This is a genomic window from Shewanella sp. SP1S2-4, from assembly GCF_031932075.1.
GTDB classification, from domain to species: domain Bacteria; phylum Pseudomonadota; class Gammaproteobacteria; order Enterobacterales; family Shewanellaceae; genus Shewanella; species Shewanella baltica.
In genome coordinates, this window is sequence record NZ_JAUOET010000004.1 from 99569 (window position 1) to 119769 (window position 20201).

The 20201-nt window shown below is 45.5% G+C and carries 15 protein-coding genes; 4 read left to right on the top strand and 11 right to left on the bottom strand.

The annotated features are described in order from the left end of the window. Positions 1–63 precede the first annotated feature (63 nt). Positions 64–1494 (top strand): membrane-bound lytic murein transglycosylase MltF, encoded by a 1431-nt coding sequence (gene mltF, locus Q4Q52_RS06490; RefSeq protein ID WP_311990135.1) that lies wholly within the window; start codon positions 64–66, stop codon positions 1492–1494. Positions 1495–1939: 445 nt separating this feature from the next. Here the strand turns inward: mltF and tadA are convergent, their stop codons facing one another. From tadA to guaB, 3 genes are all read right to left on the bottom strand, one after another. Beyond that, entirely contained in the window at positions 1940–2467 is a 528-nt protein-coding gene (gene tadA, locus Q4Q52_RS06495) for a tRNA adenosine(34) deaminase TadA (protein ID WP_311990136.1), read from the bottom strand. A gap of 152 nt (positions 2468–2619) precedes the next feature. After that, positions 2620–4197 (bottom strand): glutamine-hydrolyzing GMP synthase, encoded by a 1578-nt coding sequence (guaA, locus tag Q4Q52_RS06500; RefSeq protein ID WP_311990137.1) that lies wholly within the window; start codon positions 4195–4197, stop codon positions 2620–2622. A 119-nt stretch (positions 4198–4316) separates the two neighbouring features. Beyond that, positions 4317–5783 (bottom strand): IMP dehydrogenase, encoded by a 1467-nt coding sequence (gene guaB / locus Q4Q52_RS06505; RefSeq protein WP_106651111.1) that lies wholly within the window; start codon positions 5781–5783, stop codon positions 4317–4319. Positions 5784–5903: 120 nt separating this feature from the next. Here guaB and xseA point away from each other — a divergent pair, with 120 nt between their 5' ends. Further along, the gene (xseA, locus tag Q4Q52_RS06510) at positions 5904–7250 is read left to right on the top strand and encodes an exodeoxyribonuclease VII large subunit (protein WP_311990138.1); all 1347 of its coding nucleotides are present in this window, start codon (positions 5904–5906) and stop codon (positions 7248–7250) included. Between the two features lie 153 nt (positions 7251–7403). On the opposite strand, the gene Q4Q52_RS06515 is transcribed toward xseA, so the two are convergent. Further along, on the bottom strand, positions 7404–9077 hold the full coding sequence (locus Q4Q52_RS06515) for a diguanylate cyclase (protein ID WP_311990139.1): 1674 nt from the start codon (positions 9075–9077) through the stop codon (positions 7404–7406). Between the two features lie 246 nt (positions 9078–9323). On the opposite strand from Q4Q52_RS06515, the gene Q4Q52_RS06520 reads away from it, so the two are divergent. Continuing rightward, a complete protein-coding gene (locus tag Q4Q52_RS06520; RefSeq protein WP_311890051.1) occupies positions 9324–10175 on the top strand; it encodes a DMT family transporter in 852 nt (283 codons plus the stop codon). Positions 10176–10235: 60 nt separating this feature from the next. On the opposite strand, the gene Q4Q52_RS06525 is transcribed toward Q4Q52_RS06520, so the two are convergent. The 3 genes from Q4Q52_RS06525 to Q4Q52_RS06535 all read right to left on the bottom strand — a co-directional run bounded on the left by Q4Q52_RS06525 (position 10236) and on the right by Q4Q52_RS06535 (position 12955). Then, a complete protein-coding gene (locus Q4Q52_RS06525) occupies positions 10236–10775 on the bottom strand; it encodes a YfaZ family protein (protein ID WP_311990140.1) in 540 nt (179 codons plus the stop codon). A gap of 165 nt (positions 10776–10940) precedes the next feature. After that, positions 10941–11444 carry a GNAT family N-acetyltransferase gene (locus tag Q4Q52_RS06530; protein ID WP_311990141.1) on the bottom strand — a complete coding sequence of 168 codons (504 nt, stop codon included), beginning with the start codon at positions 11442–11444 and terminating at the stop codon, positions 10941–10943. A 140-nt stretch (positions 11445–11584) separates the two neighbouring features. After that, positions 11585–12955: a magnesium transporter gene (locus Q4Q52_RS06535; protein WP_011846297.1), complete on the bottom strand. Its 1371-nt coding sequence runs from the start codon at positions 12953–12955 to the stop codon at positions 11585–11587. Positions 12956–13105: 150 nt separating this feature from the next. Between Q4Q52_RS06535 and Q4Q52_RS06540 the strand changes: the two genes are divergently transcribed. Then, positions 13106–13591 (top strand): glutathione peroxidase, encoded by a 486-nt coding sequence (locus tag Q4Q52_RS06540; RefSeq protein ID WP_311990142.1) that lies wholly within the window; start codon positions 13106–13108, stop codon positions 13589–13591. Positions 13592–14209: 618 nt separating this feature from the next. Here Q4Q52_RS06540 and Q4Q52_RS06545 read toward each other — a convergent pair. The 4 genes from Q4Q52_RS06545 to phoB form a co-directional block, all read right to left on the bottom strand. Continuing rightward, positions 14210–16081, bottom strand: a complete 1872-nt coding sequence (locus Q4Q52_RS06545) for a M1 family metallopeptidase (protein WP_311990143.1) — start codon at positions 16079–16081, stop codon at positions 14210–14212. A 750-nt stretch (positions 16082–16831) separates the two neighbouring features. Continuing rightward, entirely contained in the window at positions 16832–17803 is a 972-nt protein-coding gene (locus Q4Q52_RS06550) for a PstS family phosphate ABC transporter substrate-binding protein (RefSeq protein WP_220590777.1), read from the bottom strand. Between the two features lie 227 nt (positions 17804–18030). Next, the gene (phoR, locus tag Q4Q52_RS06555; protein WP_311897885.1) at positions 18031–19329 is read right to left on the bottom strand and encodes a phosphate regulon sensor histidine kinase PhoR; all 1299 of its coding nucleotides are present in this window, start codon (positions 19327–19329) and stop codon (positions 18031–18033) included. A gap of 80 nt (positions 19330–19409) precedes the next feature. After that, the gene (gene phoB / locus Q4Q52_RS06560) at positions 19410–20099 is read right to left on the bottom strand and encodes a phosphate regulon transcriptional regulator PhoB (protein ID WP_006080904.1); all 690 of its coding nucleotides are present in this window, start codon (positions 20097–20099) and stop codon (positions 19410–19412) included. Positions 20100–20201 lie beyond the last annotated feature (102 nt).

The window sequence follows — 20201 nt, forward strand, 5'->3', positions numbered from 1 at the left end:
CCATATGCCCCACTGTTAACTCGCTATCTATAATATTGATTTTATTTACTATAAGTACATTTAATGACTCGATTCCTGTTCGCTCTTATCTTAGGTTTCTTACTGACTGCCTGTCAGCAGGTGACCGTGGACGACACAGAATTCGTGCCGAAAAAAATAACTGAGTTAAGAGTCGGCACACTTTACGGCCCACAGATTTATATGACATCGGGCCAAGGTGATAGCGGTTTCGATTACGATATGGCGGTATTGTTTGCCGAATACTTAGATGTGCCCTTGAAAATGGTGCCCTACACTAACCGCACCGAACTGTACGAAGCCCTTAAAAAGAATGAAATCGACCTGATTGCTGCCGGCATGACAGAAACACCCGCAAGGCGTGAACAGTTCCGCCTAGGACCGCCGCTGTACCGCGTCAATCAAGTATTGGTGTATCGCGAAGGCATGCCAGCGCCCAAAGACATCAGCGACCTAAAAGGTAAGATCACTGTCATCGCCGACTCTTCCTTCGTCGAGACATTAACTCAATTGCAAAAGCATTATCCAACGCTGGTGTGGGATCAAATTACCGACAAAGACAGCGAAGAATTGCTGGCGATGATCGCCAACAAAGAAATTGACTACACCATAGCCGACTCCAGCAGCGTACAAATCAACCGCCGCTACTTACCCGATCTGCGCTCAGGCCCCGTACTTGAAGAAAAGCTCGATGTGGTCTGGCTGTTGCCGCCGACCCGCAGTGATGAACTCATGAGTCAGTTGCTGGCCTTTTGGCACCAAGAAAAGCTGGCTGGCACGCTCGATCATCTCAACGAGAAATACTTTGGCCATGTGAAGCGCTTCGATTATGTCGATACTCGGGCATTTATCCGCGCCATCGAAACCGTCTTACCCCGCTATCGTCAGTTATTTGAAACCCATGCCGGCAATTTAGATTGGCGAAAACTTGCGGCGACTAGCTATCAAGAGTCCCATTGGAATCCGCATGCTCGCTCAGCAACGGGAGTACGCGGCATGATGATGTTGACTCAACCTACAGCAAAAGAAATTGGCATCACCAACCGTTTGGATGCGGAAGAAAGCATCCGCGGCGGCGCGGCCTATTTGAACGATATGATCAATCGTCTGCCGGAATCCATTCCCGAGAGTCAACGTATGTGGTTTGCACTGGCGTCCTATAACATAGGATATGCCCATGTTGAAGATGCGCGTAAGTTGGCTGAATCGATGGAGTTAAACCCCAATGCGTGGCGAGATTTAAAGAAAGTACTACCGCTACTACAAAAGCGTAAATACTATCAAAAAACCCGCTACGGCTACGCCAGAGGCAGTGAAGCTGTCCATTACGTCGACAGTATTCGCCGCTACTACGACACGTTAGTCTGGGTAGATAATCAATCGAAACAGCAAAACCCCGAGGAAGAACCTAGCGATCTTGCGTCGGAAGAACCCGCCACTCCCGCAGGTACATTAAGCCCAGAACCACCTAAGTAATCTGCATCGCCTGAGCCAAGCGTTAGAGCTAGGTTTCTAGACAATGATGTATAGAACCAGCTTCTAGATCTAAGCTCAGTGATCTCAGTGAGCTTAGGTTTAGAAGCTAGAGCTAGAGTCAAAACTAGATCCAAGCTGGCTTAACTGGGCTGGATCCAACTCAGGTTTACGATTAAAACATCACTTAGTTCAGCTTATCTGACCAGTGCTATTGCTGCACTCAAGTGCAACTGCTACTGTCTTGGGGTTATGACCTGTGATACATCTCTGCAGGGCATCGATAATAACAATGAATGGGGTCAATATGAGAAGAAAAACCATCAGCAATACTGTCGCGCGTCGTCGTACTTTACTTAAAGTTCGCCATCGTCGTATTTTGAATCGTCAGAAACTGTTCTTTACTTTTATTCAGTCTCAGGATTAATCCTGTCACTTCTAGCACTGTTTACTCTATCGCTTGCTGCGCCTTTTGAGCCTGTTTCAGGGCTTTTTTTTCCTCTCTACGCCGTTTAAAAAAACGACTCAATTGCGCGCTACAGGCGTCGGCTAATACACCCGATGTCACTTCAACTTGATGATTAAATGCCGGGTGTTGCAGTAAATTCACTACAGTCCCCGCTGCACCGGTTTTTTCATCCCGAGCACCAAAAACCACCCGCGCGATCCGGCTGTGCACCATAGCACCGGCACACATAGCACAAGGTTCAAGCGTGACATATAAAGTCGCGTCTAACAGGCGATAGTTTTCGACCAAACGCCCCGCTTCCCGTAAACATAAAATTTCCGCATGGGCGCTAGGATCGTGTTGGCTAATGGATAAATTGTAACCCGTTGCAATTTGCTGACCGTCTTTGACCAATACCGCACCCACAGGTACTTCGCCCTCAGCTTCAGCTTTCTCGGCCATCAACATAGCCACTTGCATCCATTGCTCATCTTGCTGCGATTGTTCATCTTGCTGCGTTTGATCCACTCACACCCTCTACCGATTAGCCAAAAAATAATGCCGGATTATATCAGTCAAACACAGATATTTCACGGTTGAGCCATTCAACTTAAGTTAATCTATCAAACAACAAAAAAGGCGCACTCGGCGCCTTTTAATCGTTAATTCAAATAATTAACTTATTCCCATTCGATCGTCGCTGGCGGCTTGCCAGAGATATCGTAAACCACGCGGGAAATGCCATCGACTTCGTTAATGATGCGGTTTGATACGCGACCTAAGAAATCATACGGCAGATGTGCCCAATGGGCCGTCATAAAATCAACGGTTTCAACGGCGCGCAGTGACACAACCCAATCATATTTACGGCCATCGCCCATCACGCCAACTGAGCGTACAGGTAAGAACACGGTAAAGGCTTGGCTGACTTTATTGTACAGATCGGCTTTATGCAGTTCTTCGATAAAGATTGCATCGGCGCGGCGCAGCAAGTCACAGTATTCTTTTTTCACTTCACCTAATACACGCACTCCAAGACCTGGTCCTGGGAACGGGTGACGATAAAGCATGTTGTATGGCAGACCTAACTCAAGACCAATTTTGCGCACTTCATCTTTGAACAGTTCGCGCAGTGGCTCAACTAAACCCAGTTCCATATGGTCTGGCAAACCGCCAACGTTATGGTGCGACTTGATCACATGTGCTTTACCTGTGGCGCTGCCAGCAGATTCAATCACGTCTGGATAAATCGTGCCTTGCGCTAACCATTTTGCATTAGCGCATTTTTTCGATTCTTCATCGAAAATTTCCACAAATACACGGCCGATGATCTTGCGCTTAGCTTCTGGATCGGCTTCGCCTTTCATCGCATCGAGGAAGCGATTTTCCGCATCAACATGAATGATATTCAGGCCGAAATGATCGCCAAACATTTCCATCACTTGCTCGGCTTCGTTCAAACGCAATAAACCGTTATCAACGAATACGCAGGTCAGTTTTTTGCCGATAGCGCGGTGCAGCAACATAGCTACAACCGAAGAATCGACACCGCCCGACAAGCCTAAAATCACTTCATCATCACCAATTTGCTTCTTCAAGCGCTCAATTGCATCTTCGATGATAGAAGAAGGTTTCCAGTTCGCCGCACAGCCACAAATGTCTAAGGCAAAGTGCGATAACATGCGCATACCTTGGCGAGTGTGGGTCACTTCTGGGTGGAACTGTACGCCATAGAATTGTTTGGCTTCATTTGCCATAGCGGCAAAGGGACAAGTATCCGTTTTAGCGACCGCCACAAACCCTTCAGGAATGGCCGACACTTTATCGCCGTGGCTCATCCATACGTCGAGTAAGGGTTTACCTTCGCTGCTAACCGCATCTTCGATGCCTTTGAATAGCAACGAATCTGTTAGCATTTCAATTTGAGCGTAACCGAATTCACCTTCGCCCACACCTTGGATAACTTTACCGCCCAGCTGCTCAGACATGGTTTGCATACCGTAGCAAATGCCCAGTACAGGCACGCCTGCGGTAAAGACGTATTCAGGCGCACGCGGCGAGTTTTCAGCCGTGACACTTTCAGGTCCGCCAGCAAGAATAATACCGTTCGGGGCAAATTCGCGGATTTGGGCTTCTGTTACATCCCAAGCCCATAATTCACAGTACACACCGATTTCACGGATACGACGGGCAATCAGTTGAGTGTACTGAGATCCAAAATCGAGGATCAGTATCTTGTGCTCATGAATATCGCTCATGGGTAACCTTTATCTCATCTATTGTTTTAACATTGCTCAACGCGGCGATAGCCAGCCTTGAGTATTGGATCGCACGCTTTACAAAGAGGCGGCTTATCGCCGCCCCTTTTATCAAACGATTAAGAACCTGAACGGTAGTTCGGCGCTTCTTTAGTGATAGTCACATCGTGCACGTGGGACTCACCCATGCCAGCTGAAGTTACTTTCACAAATTGGGCTTTTTCATTCAGTTCTTGAATGGTGGCACAACCGGTTAAGCCCATGCATGAACGCAGGCCACCCATATGTTGATGGATGATTTCCTTCAACTTACCTTTGTAAGGTACGCGACCTTCAATGCCTTCTGGCACGAGTTTGTCGGCAGCATTGTCAGATTGGAAATAACGGTCAGACGAACCTTGAGACATAGCGCCTAATGAACCCATGCCGCGATAAGATTTATACGCACGGCCTTGATAAAGTTCAGTTTCGCCCGGCGCTTCATCGGTACCTGCAAACATTGAACCTGCCATGATGCAAGATGCACCGGCCGCTAATGCTTTAGCTAAGTCGCCAGAGAAACGTACGCCACCGTCGGCAATAACAGGAATACCTAAGCCTTTTACGGCTGCGGCTGCATCTGAAACTGCTGTGATTTGTGGCACACCAACACCGGTTACAATACGCGTCGTACAAATTGAGCCAGGGCCAATACCCACTTTAACTGCGTTAACGCCAGCTTCAACCAGTGCTAATGCACCTTCAGCCGTAGCTACGTTACCACCAATAATTTGCAATGTTGGGTGTTTAGCACGCGTTTCACGAATGCGTTGCAAAACGCCTTCAGAATGGCCGTGGGAAGAATCGATAAGTAATACGTCAACGCCAGCTTTAACGAGTGCATCAACGCGCTCTTCGTTACCAGCACCCGCGCCAACGGCGGCGCCAACACGTAGACGACCTAACTCATCTTTACAGGCGTTAGGTTTACGTTCGGCTTTCTCGAAGTCTTTAACTGTGATCAAACCTTTCAGTTTAAAGTTATCATCGACAACAAGGACTTTTTCGATACGGTGTGAGTGCATCAATTTTTGCACTTCATCTAATTTAGTGCCTTCGGCAACTGTGACTAAACGCGCTTTAGGCGTCATCACTTCTTCTACCGTTTTGCTCCAATCTGTAACGAAACGTACGTCACGGCCAGTAATGATACCAACCAACTCGTTTGCTTCGTTAACCACGGGATAACCAGCAAAACCATTCTTCAGTGTCAATACTTTCAGATCGGCTAAGGTCGTAGATGGCGTCACAGTCACAGGTTGTTGAACCACGCCCGCTTCGTAAATTTTTACTTTACGCACTTCTTCGGCTTGTTTTTCAATGCTCATGTTTTTATGAATAAAACCTAAACCGCCTTCCTGCGCCATAGCGATCGCAAGACGAGCTTCGGTAACTGTGTCCATAGCGGCAGACACAAGTGGGATATTCAATTCAATGGTATTGGTCAGGCGAGTTTTAAGAATGGCGGTATTTGGGAGTACAGTCGAATGCGCAGGAACAAGCAACACATCGTCAAAAGTAAGCGCTTCTTTAATTAAACGTAGCATATGCAACATCTCCCCAGTTGAGTAGGATTTAGAGGTGAAATATTGCGGCGGGATTATACCTTGCATATCGGCACTGGTAAATGGAAAATAGCAAATATCCCCATTTAATTGAGTAATTCGATGCAAGGCGCCAAAAACAATATTTATACTGTCTCGCGACTCAATGGTGAAGTCAGACAAATTCTCGAGGGACAACTGGGTAAAATTTGGCTAAATGGTGAAATATCCAACTTTTCCTCCCCCAGCTCAGGTCATTGGTATCTCACCTTAAAAGACCACTCTTCCCAGATCCGTTGTGCCATGTTTAAAGGCCGTAACCAAACGGTCAGCTTTAAGCCCATCAATGGTCAGCAAGTGTTAGTCAAAGGCGCGATCAGCGTGTATGAACCCAGGGGCGACTATCAATTATTAATTGAGTCCATGCTGCCCGCAGGGGATGGACTACTCGCCCAGCAGTTCGATGCACTCAAAATGAAGCTCGCCGCCGAAGGGTTATTTGCCGCCGATACCAAAAGATTGCTGCCAAAAAACATCCAACGCATTGGCGTTATCACTTCACCAACCGGCGCAGCAATTCGCGACGTCTTACACGTACTCGCAAGGCGCGACCCTTCAATCGAAGTCATTATCTATCCGACTCAAGTTCAAGGTGAAACCGCGGCACAGAGTATTTGTCAGGCAATCAATATCGCCAACCAACGTTTAGAGGTCGACGTATTATTGCTCACCCGTGGTGGCGGTTCGCTTGAAGATTTGTGGTGTTTTAACAGCGAAGCCCTCGCCCACACAATTTATAACAGCGCCCTGCCCGTGGTTAGCGCCGTAGGCCACGAAGTCGACACCACCATCAGTGATTACGTTGCCGATATTCGCGCCCCAACACCATCTGCAGGTGCCGAGTTGTTATCCCAAGATAGCGACAATAAGGCGCAAAAACTCGCAACAGCTTTATCTCGCCTGCAACAAAGTGCGAAACATTATCAACTTAAGCAAGAAAGACGGCTCAGTTTGCTTGAGCACAGACTGCAACGCCAAGATCCCAAACGAACCTTGCAGCAGTTCGAACAAAGTTTCGATGAGATGCAATTAAGGCTGGAGTCGGCACTGTCGAATCGCTTACACCTGCTCAGCCGTCGTCAGCAGTTGCTCGCAAGTCGCCTTGAACAGCAATCTCCCAAGCATAAGCTCACCATTGAGGGGAACCGCCTAAGTTATCTTGCGAGCCGCTTACAGGATGCATTGCAGGACAAGCTCAGCCAAAGTGAGCAACGGATAAAATACGCGGCCCATCAGCTTGAAACCGTCAGTCCGCTTGCGACATTGAGCCGTGGTTACAGCATCACCACTGACATCCACAATCAAGTGGTCGACTCTGCCGATAAACTGACAATCGGTGATAGCCTGCAAACCCGCTTACGCCATGGACAAGTGATATCAACCGTCACTCAAATAAAGCTGCTTGAATAAGTTGATAGCTAGAATACTGATATTTATAGCTTAAATAAGCAATTTTATACTTAAGGTAAAAACAATAAGGCGCAGAATTTATCTGCGCCTTTCTATGTTGTCTAGTTTTGTTCTAGCATCCCATGAAAATGATTTTATTGAATACTGAATTGGCTAGCTTAAATGCAGTCTCACATCGACACCACGGGTATCGGCATACTCTTGGCGACGCTTATCCATTCGCGATTGGTACAAATGAGTATCAGCAGAACGCAGCCATTCATGGGGATCGGCCACCTCAGAGTTTAACGAGAGCCCAAAACTACACTGACAATCCTTAAAGCCTTGGCTAGCTAATTGTTCACCTAACCCATTCAATGTACTCAGTAATAGTGGGATACCCACAGAAGGTGTCACAACTACAAACTCATCACCACTAATACGATAAAGCTTTAAATGCGCGAGATCCGTTGCTTGCAATAATTTCACTATCATTTGCAATAGCCTATCGCCCTCTTGATGGCCGAGCGTTTCGTTAACACTTTTCAGACTATCAATATTCAATAGCGCTAACGCCATTGGCTGCACTACTTTATCGGCGAAGCCTAGTTGCGAATTCATATACTCATCAAAGGCATAGCGATTACCTACTCGGGTCAAACCATCTAAACGTGCCTTTTCCCATGCAATCGCTAACTCTTCAATATGCGCCTTACGTTCCTCCGCCAGTAACTTGAGCTTATTGGCTAACGCCAGGGATAGCAGTAACGCATCGGCCGTGCCACCCATCAGCGTCGCCAGCTCAGCATGTTCAATGAAATCAGGGGTTAGCCCCATATTACCGGGTAAAATAATTACCGCAGGCAAGAGTAAACAAGTAAAGGCGAGAATAAAATAACGCGCAGGAGCAAAGCCTTTCATCAAGCATACATTACCGCAGGTAATCGCTAGGGCAATCCACAGCATAATTAGCACAGAGGCAATAATCGCCGTATAGGACAACAACCAAATACTGGTCGGCAAAGCCACAATACAAGCAAACATTAAATACTGACTAAGGCGCCACAATCGCGGTGAGTAGCTAGGTAACTGCAAGAAGTGCTTGTAAAACATGATATTAAAAATGGGCAAACTGATGAAAAACAGATGATGCAACTCAAGATAATGGAAATTAAACAAGTGCGCTGGCAAATGGAAGGTCAGTGCCCAGCCACCAAAATACGCGAAGACGTAAAGGCCATAATAAAGAAAAGCTTTATCGAGAATAGAGATATAAATCAGAATATTATATAAGGCGATAAATAATAAGCCGCCTAGGCACAGCAGCACGGCCATGGCGAGGCGATCAGACATCAACTGATGATCCGTCACGCTTTGTAGGGCAATCTCGGGAGGCGATGAATAATAACGGCTACTCAGCTTAACTAACAGCCAATAATCCGTACCCATATTTAAGGTAACCTTACGGCCATAATCGAATAAAAATTCGTAGGGGGCGGTGTAACCGCTGTGGGCATGTTGTGTACTGCCATCACTACCGAGTATCCAGTAATCAACAGATTCGATAATTGAATTACTCGCATCCACTACCCAATTCGACTGACGCTGATTGACCATCACAGGCGTGATCATCCAATAGTCACCGCCAGTTAAACTCACAGAATTAGCTTCATCGAGTTGGCCCATCCAATTGGGCACAGCATCAAACTGTTTCGGGGGCTGTTGATCCGCTTGAGCATGGAACAAATACGGCGAATCGAACGCAATTTCAGCGCTTAATACAGAGGGACTTAATGTCCATATAAAAAGTAAAAAACACCAAAATAGGGTTTGTTTAAGTTTGTTCATCGGCTTATTAAGTTAAAGGGCCATAGATCATTTAAACAGCTATGAAGTAAATGCTAATGCTGTCAATCTTAGTCGATAGTTGGAATTGTAGGTTAACTTTATGGCTACATTTAGTTTTTTACAATCAATTAGGCTAAATTAGTCGAATATCCCATGTCGTATGGAGGTATTTTAGTCTCAAAATCCAAACCGTGGTCTGAAATCAAAAATACAACTTAATACTGACTTATTTTTTGCTGGGTTCCTATGCTGCCTCTATTGATGATTTTAGCCGCACAATTACTGATTGCCAGTGGCAACCTGTTAGTGAAGTTGCTTGAAAATGATGTACCCGTGTTCCAACTGGTGCTCTACAGACAACTCTTTGCCACCTTGCTAGTGCTGCCTTTCGTATGGCGCTTACAGGGTAACCTCAAGCTGAGCCCTTATTATAAAGTGCATCTTTCCCGCGCCCTATTGATTGGGCTCGGCAACGCCATTTTTATGCTCGCCATTTTGCATCTTCCCCTCGCAACAGTAACCGCCGTGATTTATACCTCACCTTTGTTACTTCTGGTGCTTTCTGCGTTATTTTTACATGAACGCATCGGCTATCGACGCTCAGTTGCGGGAATCATTGGCTTTACTGGCATTTTACTCATCAGCCAACCAACAGAGTTTAACCTGTATATAGGTTTAGCCATTTTCGGTGCCATGACGTCGGCATTGAATAGTTTGATTTTAAAGGCCTATTCGACCCATGAACATCCTTTCTCTATGCTCTTTTGGTCTAATGCCTTTGCGATGATATTTCTGATACCAGCGACCTTATACGAAGGCGCGGATTTTAGTTTGCCAGTAGCACAGGTGGGATTAACGTTGGGACTATTTTATATTGGCATGACCTATCTCATCATTCACGCCTATCGACGTGCCGATGCGAGCCAAATGGCGCCAGTAGAATATACCGGATTGATTTTTGCGGCCTTGTTCGGCTGGTGGATACTGGATGAAGAACTCAGCCTAGTGATGTTAATCGGTATCGGATTAGTCATTTTTTCATCCATATTGCCCAGCTACAGCGAGCTAAAAGCAAAATGGAAAAGCCGGCGAAGTTGACCTCGGCCGGCTCTTTACATCGACTGCTAAGTTAACGCAGCGAGATCAAAACGATTTGTTTTAGAAGCGGAATTTACCGCCAATATACACGCCATCTTCGAAAGTGAAATCGCGCGCATCATCGTACTCATAGGCAATCTTGCGATAACCAACATAAAACGCCATGTTTGGCGTTACGCGGTATTGCACTTTTGAATCGAGCTCATATTGACCATCAACATTACCAAACGATAAGACTGACGGTGCGTAGTAAGCGGCGGCGTGTAATGAAATATTAGGTCCCATAGATAGCGCATAACGGCCACCAACAGAAATGGCGCTACCATTTGGAGAATAATCAGACCAAAGCTGGCTTAACTTAGCGCCAACTTCAAAGTGATGCACGCCCACATCATGGGTCATGTGCATTGCACCTTGGGCAATATGGCCGCTCTCGTCAGCATAGATATAACCTAACACTGCGTTAGTATCTTTGCTCAATTGCAGTTCTAACTCAGTAGAAACCACATCGTTATTCAACCCAAGATTAAATTCTGACGCATTCACTTGCAGCGCTGCTGCACTCAATAATAAAACACTTGCTACTCTGAACTTAGCCATAAAAACACCTCAATAAATGACTGTGGGTAATAGCCGCGGATCATACCGAATAAATAAAGAAAATCAGCCTATTTGCGTATAAATGGGGATAATTTGCGAGGGATATACAAATGTAAAACAAACTCGAAACAGCTGAAGATCTAAGTCTTTTCACTTACGGCACAATTACACCGCTTGAATGCGATCACCCACTAAAGACAGCATTATCGCTTCAGCGTCGACATTGGCACTTAAGGCTAAGTAATACCAACCCACAGTGTTGCCCGTGCCGCGGATACTCAAATAATCACGCCAAAACTGAAAGCCAGCCTTCAACAAATTGGCTTGGCTCGAGGTGTTCTCGGCGCGAATAGTGGCGTATAAAATCAAGATCCCTAAAGCCTTCGCCACTTCGATACGTTTTTGCGTTAAACCTTGGGCGATGCCTTGACGCCGATAATGGGACGACACCACCAAATAACCTAGCTCACCCACTGTACCTTTGCCGGCTTTTATCGCAGCGCAACCGACTATCTCACCCTCAAAAGTTTTCGCTAAGATCACCGAACGAGAATCGAAAAATACCTGATGATCTAGCGGATGGGCGTTATCATCACGCCCATCAATCAATTGTGCCGCCAGCGCTAATTCCTCTGGCTGTTCACTTATTACAAACTGAATGTCACTCATATCCAGATTAAACCGTTAATGTTGCCAACATACGGGAAATGCACGCCAGTTAGCTGTGCACTCATATCCCACTTCGCTTTCACTCTCACACTACAAATCTAACAGAGCACTATTGATATAACTGTTTATATACCAATGCACTACAGATACAAGAGGGTCGCCATACCTAAGAAAGTAAAGAAGCCCACCACATCCGTCACTGTGGTCAAGATCACTGAACCCGACAGCGCCGCATCTTGATTAAACTTCTGCAGCACCATAGGCACGACCACGCCAGCAATTGCTGCCACGGCCATGTTAATCAAAATTGCGCAGCCAATCACTATGCCTATGGTCGCTTCACCGAACCACCAGCCCGCGACTAAACCTATAACTATCGCCCACAAAAATCCGTTAACTATGCCAATACCGAGTTCGTTCTTCATTAACGAAAACAAGTTACCCGCTGAAATCTGTCCCATGGCCATACCGCGGATCATCAGCGTCAACGACTGACTACCCGCAATGCCGCCCATAGAAGCCACAATCGGCATTAACACTGCTAACGCGACCACTTGGGATAACACATTTTCAAATAAGCCAATCGTCGCCGAAGCGAGGAAAGCCGTCAGTAAATTGATCCCGAGCCACACAGCGCGGCGCTGGGCGCCCTTCATAATAGGCGCGAACAAGTCGTCGGACTCATCCATACCCGCAGTCGCCATCAATTGCGCTTCATAATGTTCACGCACTAAAGCGGTCGCAGTTCGCAGCGTCACGCGACCAATTAACTCTCCAGACTCATCGATCACAGGCAATTCGATTTCGCGGCTGTGCTCTATCGCTTCGGCCGCTTCCAATAAACTCGTGTCAGCGGATAACGCACGGCTATCCTCGGACAAGAGTGAAATCAATAATTCATCGGGATTATGTTTAAAAATGTCATACCGACGCACTGTGCCTTGATACTTATCCTGATCATCAACGATAAACAAATTGTCGTTACAATCGAGTTCAATACGGCGGAAAAAGCGCTGTGCCTGCGCAACGCTCGCCTTATCACTGAGCACCAACATTTGATGATCGGTATAACGGCCGATTTCATTCTCAGAGTACTGATCGTAGAGTTCGAATCGTTGTCGCTGACGCTCGCCCATCTGAGCCAAGGCGCGATCGGTAAAACTTTCAGGGAGATAATCACTCCACTCAATTAAATCTTCTGGGCTTAACTGAGCAAATAGCAAGTCCACTTCATTGTCGGGCATCCGTTTGAGGATCCCCATGCGCGGATCGGCACGCATTAAACTCAACACTGTCACTCGGTCAGCAAATTCAACTTGCTGCCAACGCTCGTAACGCTCATCCAAGGGCAAGGATTCAAGCGCTAAGGCTATGGTTCCAGGTTCTGAGTCATTCAGAATTTCGCTAAACACTTCAGCTTGTTCTTCGCCTTCAACTTCAGTGAGTTGTTGAACAACCTGCCCCACGTCCGCTTGCATGTTTGTTTCGTATTCTGCGTCATTTTCTGTCACACAGATGCCCTTTTCTTTAGCTACAAAATTGCTGTAACTATATTGATAATTAAGTAAATTAGCAAACCCACAAAATGAATTGCACACAACTATATTGCTGAAAATCATTTTTAGGTTTATGCTGTTGACTAAGATCCTATGGAGGTGAACATGACTACGAATATATACAGCCAATCAGCGACAGACATTCAAGGCAACACAGTAAGTTTAGAGCAGTATCGAGGCAAAGTACTCTTGATCGTCAACACCGCCAGTGAATGTGGATTTACACCGCAATACAAGGGATTAGAAGCGTTATATCAAGAATATAAAGATCAAGGATTAGTGATTTTGGGCTTTCCTTGCAATCAATTTGGCGCCCAAGAAAAAGCCGATGAGCAAGGCATTCAAGCCTTTTGTGAATTGAATTTTGGCGTGACGTTTCCGCTATTTTCTAAAATAGAAGTGAATGGCGAACATACTCATACACTTTATCAATACCTTAAGAAAGCTGCTCCCGGTGTATTAGGTACTCAAGGTATCAAATGGAATTTCACCAAATTTTTAGTTAATCGCCAAGGCGAAGCGATTGAACGATTTGCATCGACCACGAAACCCGAAGCGTTAGAAAGTAAAATTGCCGCTTTGCTAAAATAATTTACTCGCTATCTATTTGAAATTTTGCGTTTTATAAAAATTTAGATTTATTTTAACTTTTTTATGGAACTTTAACCGTACAAGCCCCCTCAAATGTATTGAACAGTGAATGTCTTTTTCATGTTCATCATCTCCCTGGGGCTTCTAGCGCGGCCCCCTTGACCTAGGAATAGGTCACTAGGCAACCATTGGGTTGCCTTTTTTTATCCCAATGATTTATATGTACAATAAATGTAATAGCACATTTCAACTGCTTTCTATCTCTCAGAAAATCTTTTTTAAACTTTTTGGAATTTTTTTGCGATATCGATGAACTTAATTAAAAATGGCGACTCTGAGTATAGGTAAGGATTAACGGATAAGATTAAATGCAGCTTGAGAATGAAATATGTGAAGTCGCAGTTTCATTCACTCAAATGATACAGTTTCTGTTTTATCGCATTGAGTCTAATTAGTTGGTCGTTCATCATCATCTCCCTTTTGGGACACAATAGAAAACACGCTAGCGCACTGAATTCTACTTGTATCCCGCACTGATTTCCTTGTGGCAACCTTAGGTTGCCATTTTTTTTGCCTAAATTTCTATACGCACCTAAATCGCTATAATCGCCTAAATGTCTATAATATTAGCGACTTGTCTAATTGAACTTGAATCGAAGGGTGATAGCCTGCGCGAGCCTTTGTATAGATATCTTTTAATTCAGTGTGATATCCCGCGATTTGCAGCTCAGCATAAAGTGGCCGCACAAATTTACCGCGTCCAATACGCACTAAATAAGCACTTAAAGCCTGCAACACAGGGTCGTAATGATTGCGAATCGCCACCCTAAACCAATCACAGGCAATTTCCGCATTGGTCGATTGGGTGAATTGGAATGTTTCATCCAGATCCATCAGTTGTACTTGGCTGACGACTTCCGGTAATTGGGTCAGAAAATACTGCCAATGATGTACTCGCCAATCTTTCACGCTTAATCGACTCGCGGTCGTTCCCTGTAAAAAACACGCCAACGCATCATCGACTTTATCTAAACTCATGGATGTTGGTCCGCAATATCCCTCGGGCAAACCTTCGCCATAAATCCACGTTAGCAGCTCGGCTTCGGTAATCTTATCTGAGTGTAATGGCAGTAAGGTTTGCTGCGCGTATTCAACAAACACTTCGGTGGTAATCGCCTTAAAGGCAAAATGATCCACATAGTTGCGTAAAAATTTATCGAACGCCACTCGCCCTAGCCTGCGCTCGAGATCATGGACAAACATCGAGGCTTTATCATAGGTAAAACGATTAAAGGCAAGGTTGGGATCGCCCTGCTGCACATTGGCGGGCAAGGTTTGTTTATCCTTAGGTAAAGACGCCATTTCTTCTGTTAAGCGACCAAACTCTATCACCCACTCCAACTCTGCCTGTTCTTTACCGTAAACCGCTTCCACGATACGGTTAGTAAAGTAAGTCGTGAAACCTTCGTTTAACCAGAGATCTCGCCAGGTTGCATTACTAACTAAATTGCCCGTCCACGAATGCGCTAACTCATGGGCAACGGTTGACACTAAGCTTTTATCGCCGGCGATGAGTGTGGGCGTTAAAAAGGCTAACCGCGGATTTTCCATCCCGCCAAAAGGGAAACTCGGCGGCAAGATAATCATGTCATAACGGCCCCACACATAAGGACCTAACAATGACTCGGCAACCTCGAGCATATATTCGGTATCTTCAAACTCTTTTGCGGCGGCGACCAACATACTTGGCTCGGTATAAACCCCGCATCTTGGGCCTATCGCTTGAAAGGCAATATCACCGACGGCCAGCGCCATTAAATGGGTCGGGATAGGTCGTTCCATCTCAAAGTGAAACACACCATTAAGCGGTGTGTCGGGATGATTCATCGCACTCATCACTGCTCGCATGCCTTTGGGCACTTGCACTTTAGCATCAAAGGTCACTCTCGCCTTAGGCGTGTCCTGCAGTGGGATCCAACTGCGGGCATTGATCGGTTGCGATTGACTGAAGAGATAAGGTAACTGTTTACCTGCAGTTTGCTCAGGTGCTAGCCACTGTAATCCTTGGGCGGCTGGAGAGGTTTGATAGTGAATGCAAACCTGTTTGCAAGGTGACGTTGGCAAACTGATACATAATTTTTGCCCGAGAATGGAATTGGCTTCACTCAGTACAAATTCGAGCGGCTCCTCATTCGCTTCTATTAAAAAACTCACTGTATCAGTGGCATTGACGCTATCTGCAGCATTCACAGCAGTAACCGCGAGTATGGTTAGATCGCGGCTATCGAGCCAAAGCTCTGTTACATCGGGCTCAAGGTAATCTAAGGAAAGCGTCGCTTTACCGAAAAGACGCTGCGCGTCAAAATCCACCACTAAATCCAAAGAGACATGTCTCACTTGCACTTGTTCGGTATTAGCAAAAGAATGGTAATCTCGGGTTAAATCCCAAGTCGTTGCATCCGCTAACTTATTCTTAGTTGTTTGTAACACTGTCGCCTCGATATTCAAGTTCTGGGCTCTGGGTTCAGGGCTCTGGGCGCTAGCCCTCTAAGCTCTGGCTCTTAATTGTTAGGGTAAGTTTGAATGCTTAATCATGAGTTGTATGCCACGCAGCTTTGGTGCAGCGCTTCATGACTTGCCACTGTTATAACTACACAGTCATAACTTGCCACTGTCATAACTCATCACGGATTGCTAGTCGTTATTATCGACTGCACATTTGCTCAGAGGCAAATCGTAACTGAGCTTTAAGTCAGCTTATCGGCACCTTATAGGCGAGTTTTTTGTAACAGTTCATCTTTGACGGCGATCGCAGAACAGCAATCGGTTTTCTTTCGTGATGCAAGATTTGCCCGTTGCGACGGCCAACAGCGCCAATAGCGACGAGCAAACTGAAGAAACTGAGAAAAAATAGAGGCTCGCACTTCTTATAAAAACAAATGCAAAATTATTTAAAATATTTCGCACTTTCTCTGAACTAATTTAAAGATGTTGAGTCAGATATTATGAACCGAATCTTTGCAATGAGTTTCTTCGTTCATCATCATTCTCCTTTAGATGGTTTCTAGCGCGACCGTCCCAAGATTCCGATTTGGAATTTACAGCAACCTATTTAGGTTGCTTTTTTTATGTCTTTGATTTGGCATTTACCAGACAAAATGACCAAACAACACAGTTCAGATAAAACCCAAAAAACAAAAAGGACCTCCGAGGAGGTCCTTGAGTCACAAGCCGTTTAACTTACAAGCGGATACCCACTTTTTCTAAATCTTTGGCTACAACACTTTTCGGAATAGTAACATAACCATCTTTTTCAACTACTTGCTGGCCTTGCTTAGACAACACGTAACGGATAAATTCTTTTTCCATTGGTGCTAAGTCTTTATTTGGTTGCTTGTTCACGTAAACATATAGGTAACGTGATAATGGATAAGTACCGTTAGCTGCGTTTTCTGCCGTTGCTTCGATAAACTCATTACCTTTTTTAGCAATTGCCACTGCTTTAACACCAGCGGTTTTGTAGCCAATACCTGAGTAACCAATCGCGTTTAGAGATTGAGAAACTGATTGCACAACAGATGCAGAACCAGGTTGCTCGTTCACGTTAGCTTTAAAGTCACCTTTACACAGTGCGTGCTCTTTAAAGTAACCATAAGTACCTGATACAGAGTTACGACCGTAAAGTTGTACGTCTTTAGCAGACCAGTTACCGTCTAAACCCAACTCACCCCAACGTTGGATATCGCTGCTACCACATTTGTGAGTAGAAGAGAAAATACCATCAACCTGTTCAACGCTTAAACCTTTGATTGGGTTATCTTTGTGTACGAATACAGCTAAAGCATCGATAGCTACGCGAATTTCAGTTGGCTTATAACCATAATGTTTTTCAAACGCTTCGATTTCGTTAGGCTTCATCTTGCGGCTCATTGGGCCGAATTGTGAAGTGCCTTCAGTCAACGCTGGTGGCGCAGTAGAAGAACCTGCCGCTTGGATCTGAATGTTGACGTTAGGGTACATTTGTTTAAATTCTTCAGCCCAAAGTGTCATCATGTTGGCTAACGTATCTGAACCTACAGATGATAAGTTGCCTGACACGCCACTTGCTTTTTCATAGGTTGGCAGAGATTGATCAATCGATGCCATCGCAGTTGCAGAGAATACACCAGCGGCTGTTAGGGTAATCGCGCCGACAAGCTTTTTCAGTTTCATTATGTGCTCCAGTAGTAAGCTAACTAATTTGTAACTTAAGTTTCTTCAGACGCAGCCAGTATCAATCGCTACAATGACAATTCTATGTCCGTAATGTGACACTTAGATGACAATGCGTTATATCGATTTTTTCTGTCATTAATAATGAACTCAGTAGCCCTAGAAATAAAAAACAGGCCATAGTGACCTGTTTTTATTATTAATTGCGAATATTTCAATCAAGCAATTTATTTCTTACGCTCGATAAGATGCAACGGAATAACAAAGCTAAAGGTACTGCCTTTACCCAATTCACTGCTGATTTTAAGCTCACTGTGATGATGGTTAAGTGCATGCTTTACAATCGCAAGACCTAAACCACTGCCACCGGTTTGCCTTGAACGCGCACTGTCTACCCGATAAAAACGTTCAGTTAATCGACCTATGTGCTGGGGCGCAATGCCTTCGCCCGTATCCGTTACGCTAAAGATGGCTCCCGTGGCCATACTGCGCCACTGCACTGTGATTTTGCCGCCGGGTTCAGTGTAACGAATCGCATTAGAAATCAAATTAGAACAAGCGCTTCGAAGCTGCAATTCATTCCCATGGGAATCAAGCCCTGGTTCGCAATAGAAGCTCAACTCGTATCTATCTTGTGCCAGCGCTTTAGCTTCTTCCTTCAGCACCTCCATCAGTTGCGTCATGTTCACTGTATGTTCGAGGTTGATATCGGCCGCATCTTCAATCCGCGATAATATCAATAGCTGTTCGACCATGGACTGCATTCGCCGCGTCTGCTGCTGCATTAAGGCCAGCGGCTTCACGTTCATCGAATCGGGTTCCGCCATGCTTTGCATCATTTCGAGGTAACCCTGTAGCACAGTGAGCGGCGTTTTCAGCTCATGTGACACATTCGCGACAAACTCTTTACGCATGCCCTCAAGCTGACGTATACGAGTGATATCCCGCGCAATTAACAGTAGCTGCCTATCACCGTAGGCCATGATACGGATCTCAAGCAAACGCCTATCCGATACTGGCGAAGGTAACTCCAGCGGCTCTTTGTATTGTGCGGATTTAATATAAGCGGAAAAATCAGGATGGCGGATCAAGTTATCAATACGTTGGCCATTATCCTGCGGCCAAACAAAACCGAGAATAAGCTGCGCTAACTTGTTGCACCATAAAATATTATGCTCTGAATCGAGCACCACAGCTGCATCGGGTAACGCCTCTGCACCTTGGCGGAATCGCGCCAACAATGCGGCTAATTGACCAACACGTCGACGATTTTTCCCTTGAAGGCGATAAATGCCATTAAACACCCCTTCCCAACTCCCACTGCCCTGCGGCGGTGTGAGTTTCCTATCGCGCCATAACCAAAAGTTAAGCCGTGATAATTGTCGGTAATGCCAGCAAACCAGCCCTAGCATGCCGATAAAGAGTATCCAGAGAAGTTTCCCTACCAATAAACCTATTAGCGCACAAAGCAGTAGATATAAGGCTAAGCGCGTAAACAACCGGTACCCTGAATAAGAGTCAGACATAAATAAACCCAAACATCAGGCTAAATAAGAGGAGCACAAGATAGCCTAAAAGCTAACTTGTGCCTAACACTTATTCGGCACTAAATGCGTGTAGAGAAACGATAACCTGCGCCACGAACCGTTTGGATCAAGCGGTCGTGACCAGACTCTTCAACGGCTTTACGAAGGCGTCTGATATGCACGTCAACGGTTCTGTCTTCAACATACACATTGGTTCCCCACACATTGTCGAGCAGCTGTTCGCGGCTGTAGACACGTTCTGGGTGGGTCATGAAAAAGTGTAATAAACGAAATTCGGTTGGGCCCATATCTAATACAGTATCACCTACGCTCACCCTGTGGCTCACAGGATCGAGCATTAAGCCCTGCACATCAATGGTTTCTTCTAAACGAGTCGGTGCACTGCGACGCAATACGGCCTTAATACGTGCGACAAGTTCTTTAGGGGAGAAAGGTTTAGTGATGTAATCATCGGCGCCGACTTCGAGACCTTTGACTTTATCTTCCTCTTCACCGCGGGCAGTTAACATGATGATCGGAATTTGACGCGTGAACTCATCTTGCTTCAAGCGTTTCGCCAATTGAATACCACTTCCGCCAGGAAACATCCAATCCAATAAAATCAGATCGGGGTAAGGCTCCTTTAGCAGCGCAATGGCCGAATCAAAATCTTCCGCCGCAGAGGTCGTAAACCCATGCTGTTCCATTACAAAAGTCAGCATCTCGCGGATGGCTAACTCGTCTTCTACTATCAATATCCTTGCAGTCATAAGTGATTTTCTGTCAGTGAATGTCAACACGGCTATTATTAGTCATTTTTATTACAGATTTATGAATTAGCACGCCGTTTGAGCCATATAGTAGTAATATTT

Excerpts from the sequence above, each read along its gene's own strand:
- Q4Q52_RS06540 (WP_311990142.1), top strand. The coding sequence starts at position 13,106 with ATGACTACGAATATATACAGCCAATCAGCGACAGACATTCAAGGCAAC.
- mltF (WP_311990135.1), top strand. The coding sequence starts at position 64 with ATGACTCGATTCCTGTTCGCTCTTATCTTAGGTTTCTTACTGACTGCC.
- Q4Q52_RS06525 (WP_311990140.1), bottom strand. The coding sequence starts at position 10,775 with ATGGCTAAGTTCAGAGTAGCAAGTGTTTTATTATTGAGTGCAGCAGCG.
- Q4Q52_RS06550 (WP_220590777.1), bottom strand. The coding sequence starts at position 17,803 with ATGAAACTGAAAAAGCTTGTCGGCGCGATTACCCTAACAGCCGCTGGT.
- Q4Q52_RS06520 (WP_311890051.1), top strand. The coding sequence starts at position 9,324 with ATGCTGCCTCTATTGATGATTTTAGCCGCACAATTACTGATTGCCAGT.
- phoB (WP_006080904.1), bottom strand. The coding sequence starts at position 20,099 with ATGACTGCAAGGATATTGATAGTAGAAGACGAGTTAGCCATCCGCGAG.
- phoR (WP_311897885.1), bottom strand. The coding sequence starts at position 19,329 with ATGTCTGACTCTTATTCAGGGTACCGGTTGTTTACGCGCTTAGCCTTA.
- Q4Q52_RS06515 (WP_311990139.1), bottom strand. The coding sequence starts at position 9,077 with ATGAACAAACTTAAACAAACCCTATTTTGGTGTTTTTTACTTTTTATA.
- guaA (WP_311990137.1), bottom strand. The coding sequence starts at position 4,197 with ATGAGCGATATTCATGAGCACAAGATACTGATCCTCGATTTTGGATCT.
- xseA (WP_311990138.1), top strand. The coding sequence starts at position 5,904 with ATGCAAGGCGCCAAAAACAATATTTATACTGTCTCGCGACTCAATGGT.
- guaB (WP_106651111.1), bottom strand. The coding sequence starts at position 5,783 with ATGCTACGTTTAATTAAAGAAGCGCTTACTTTTGACGATGTGTTGCTT.
- Q4Q52_RS06530 (WP_311990141.1), bottom strand. The coding sequence starts at position 11,444 with ATGAGTGACATTCAGTTTGTAATAAGTGAACAGCCAGAGGAATTAGCG.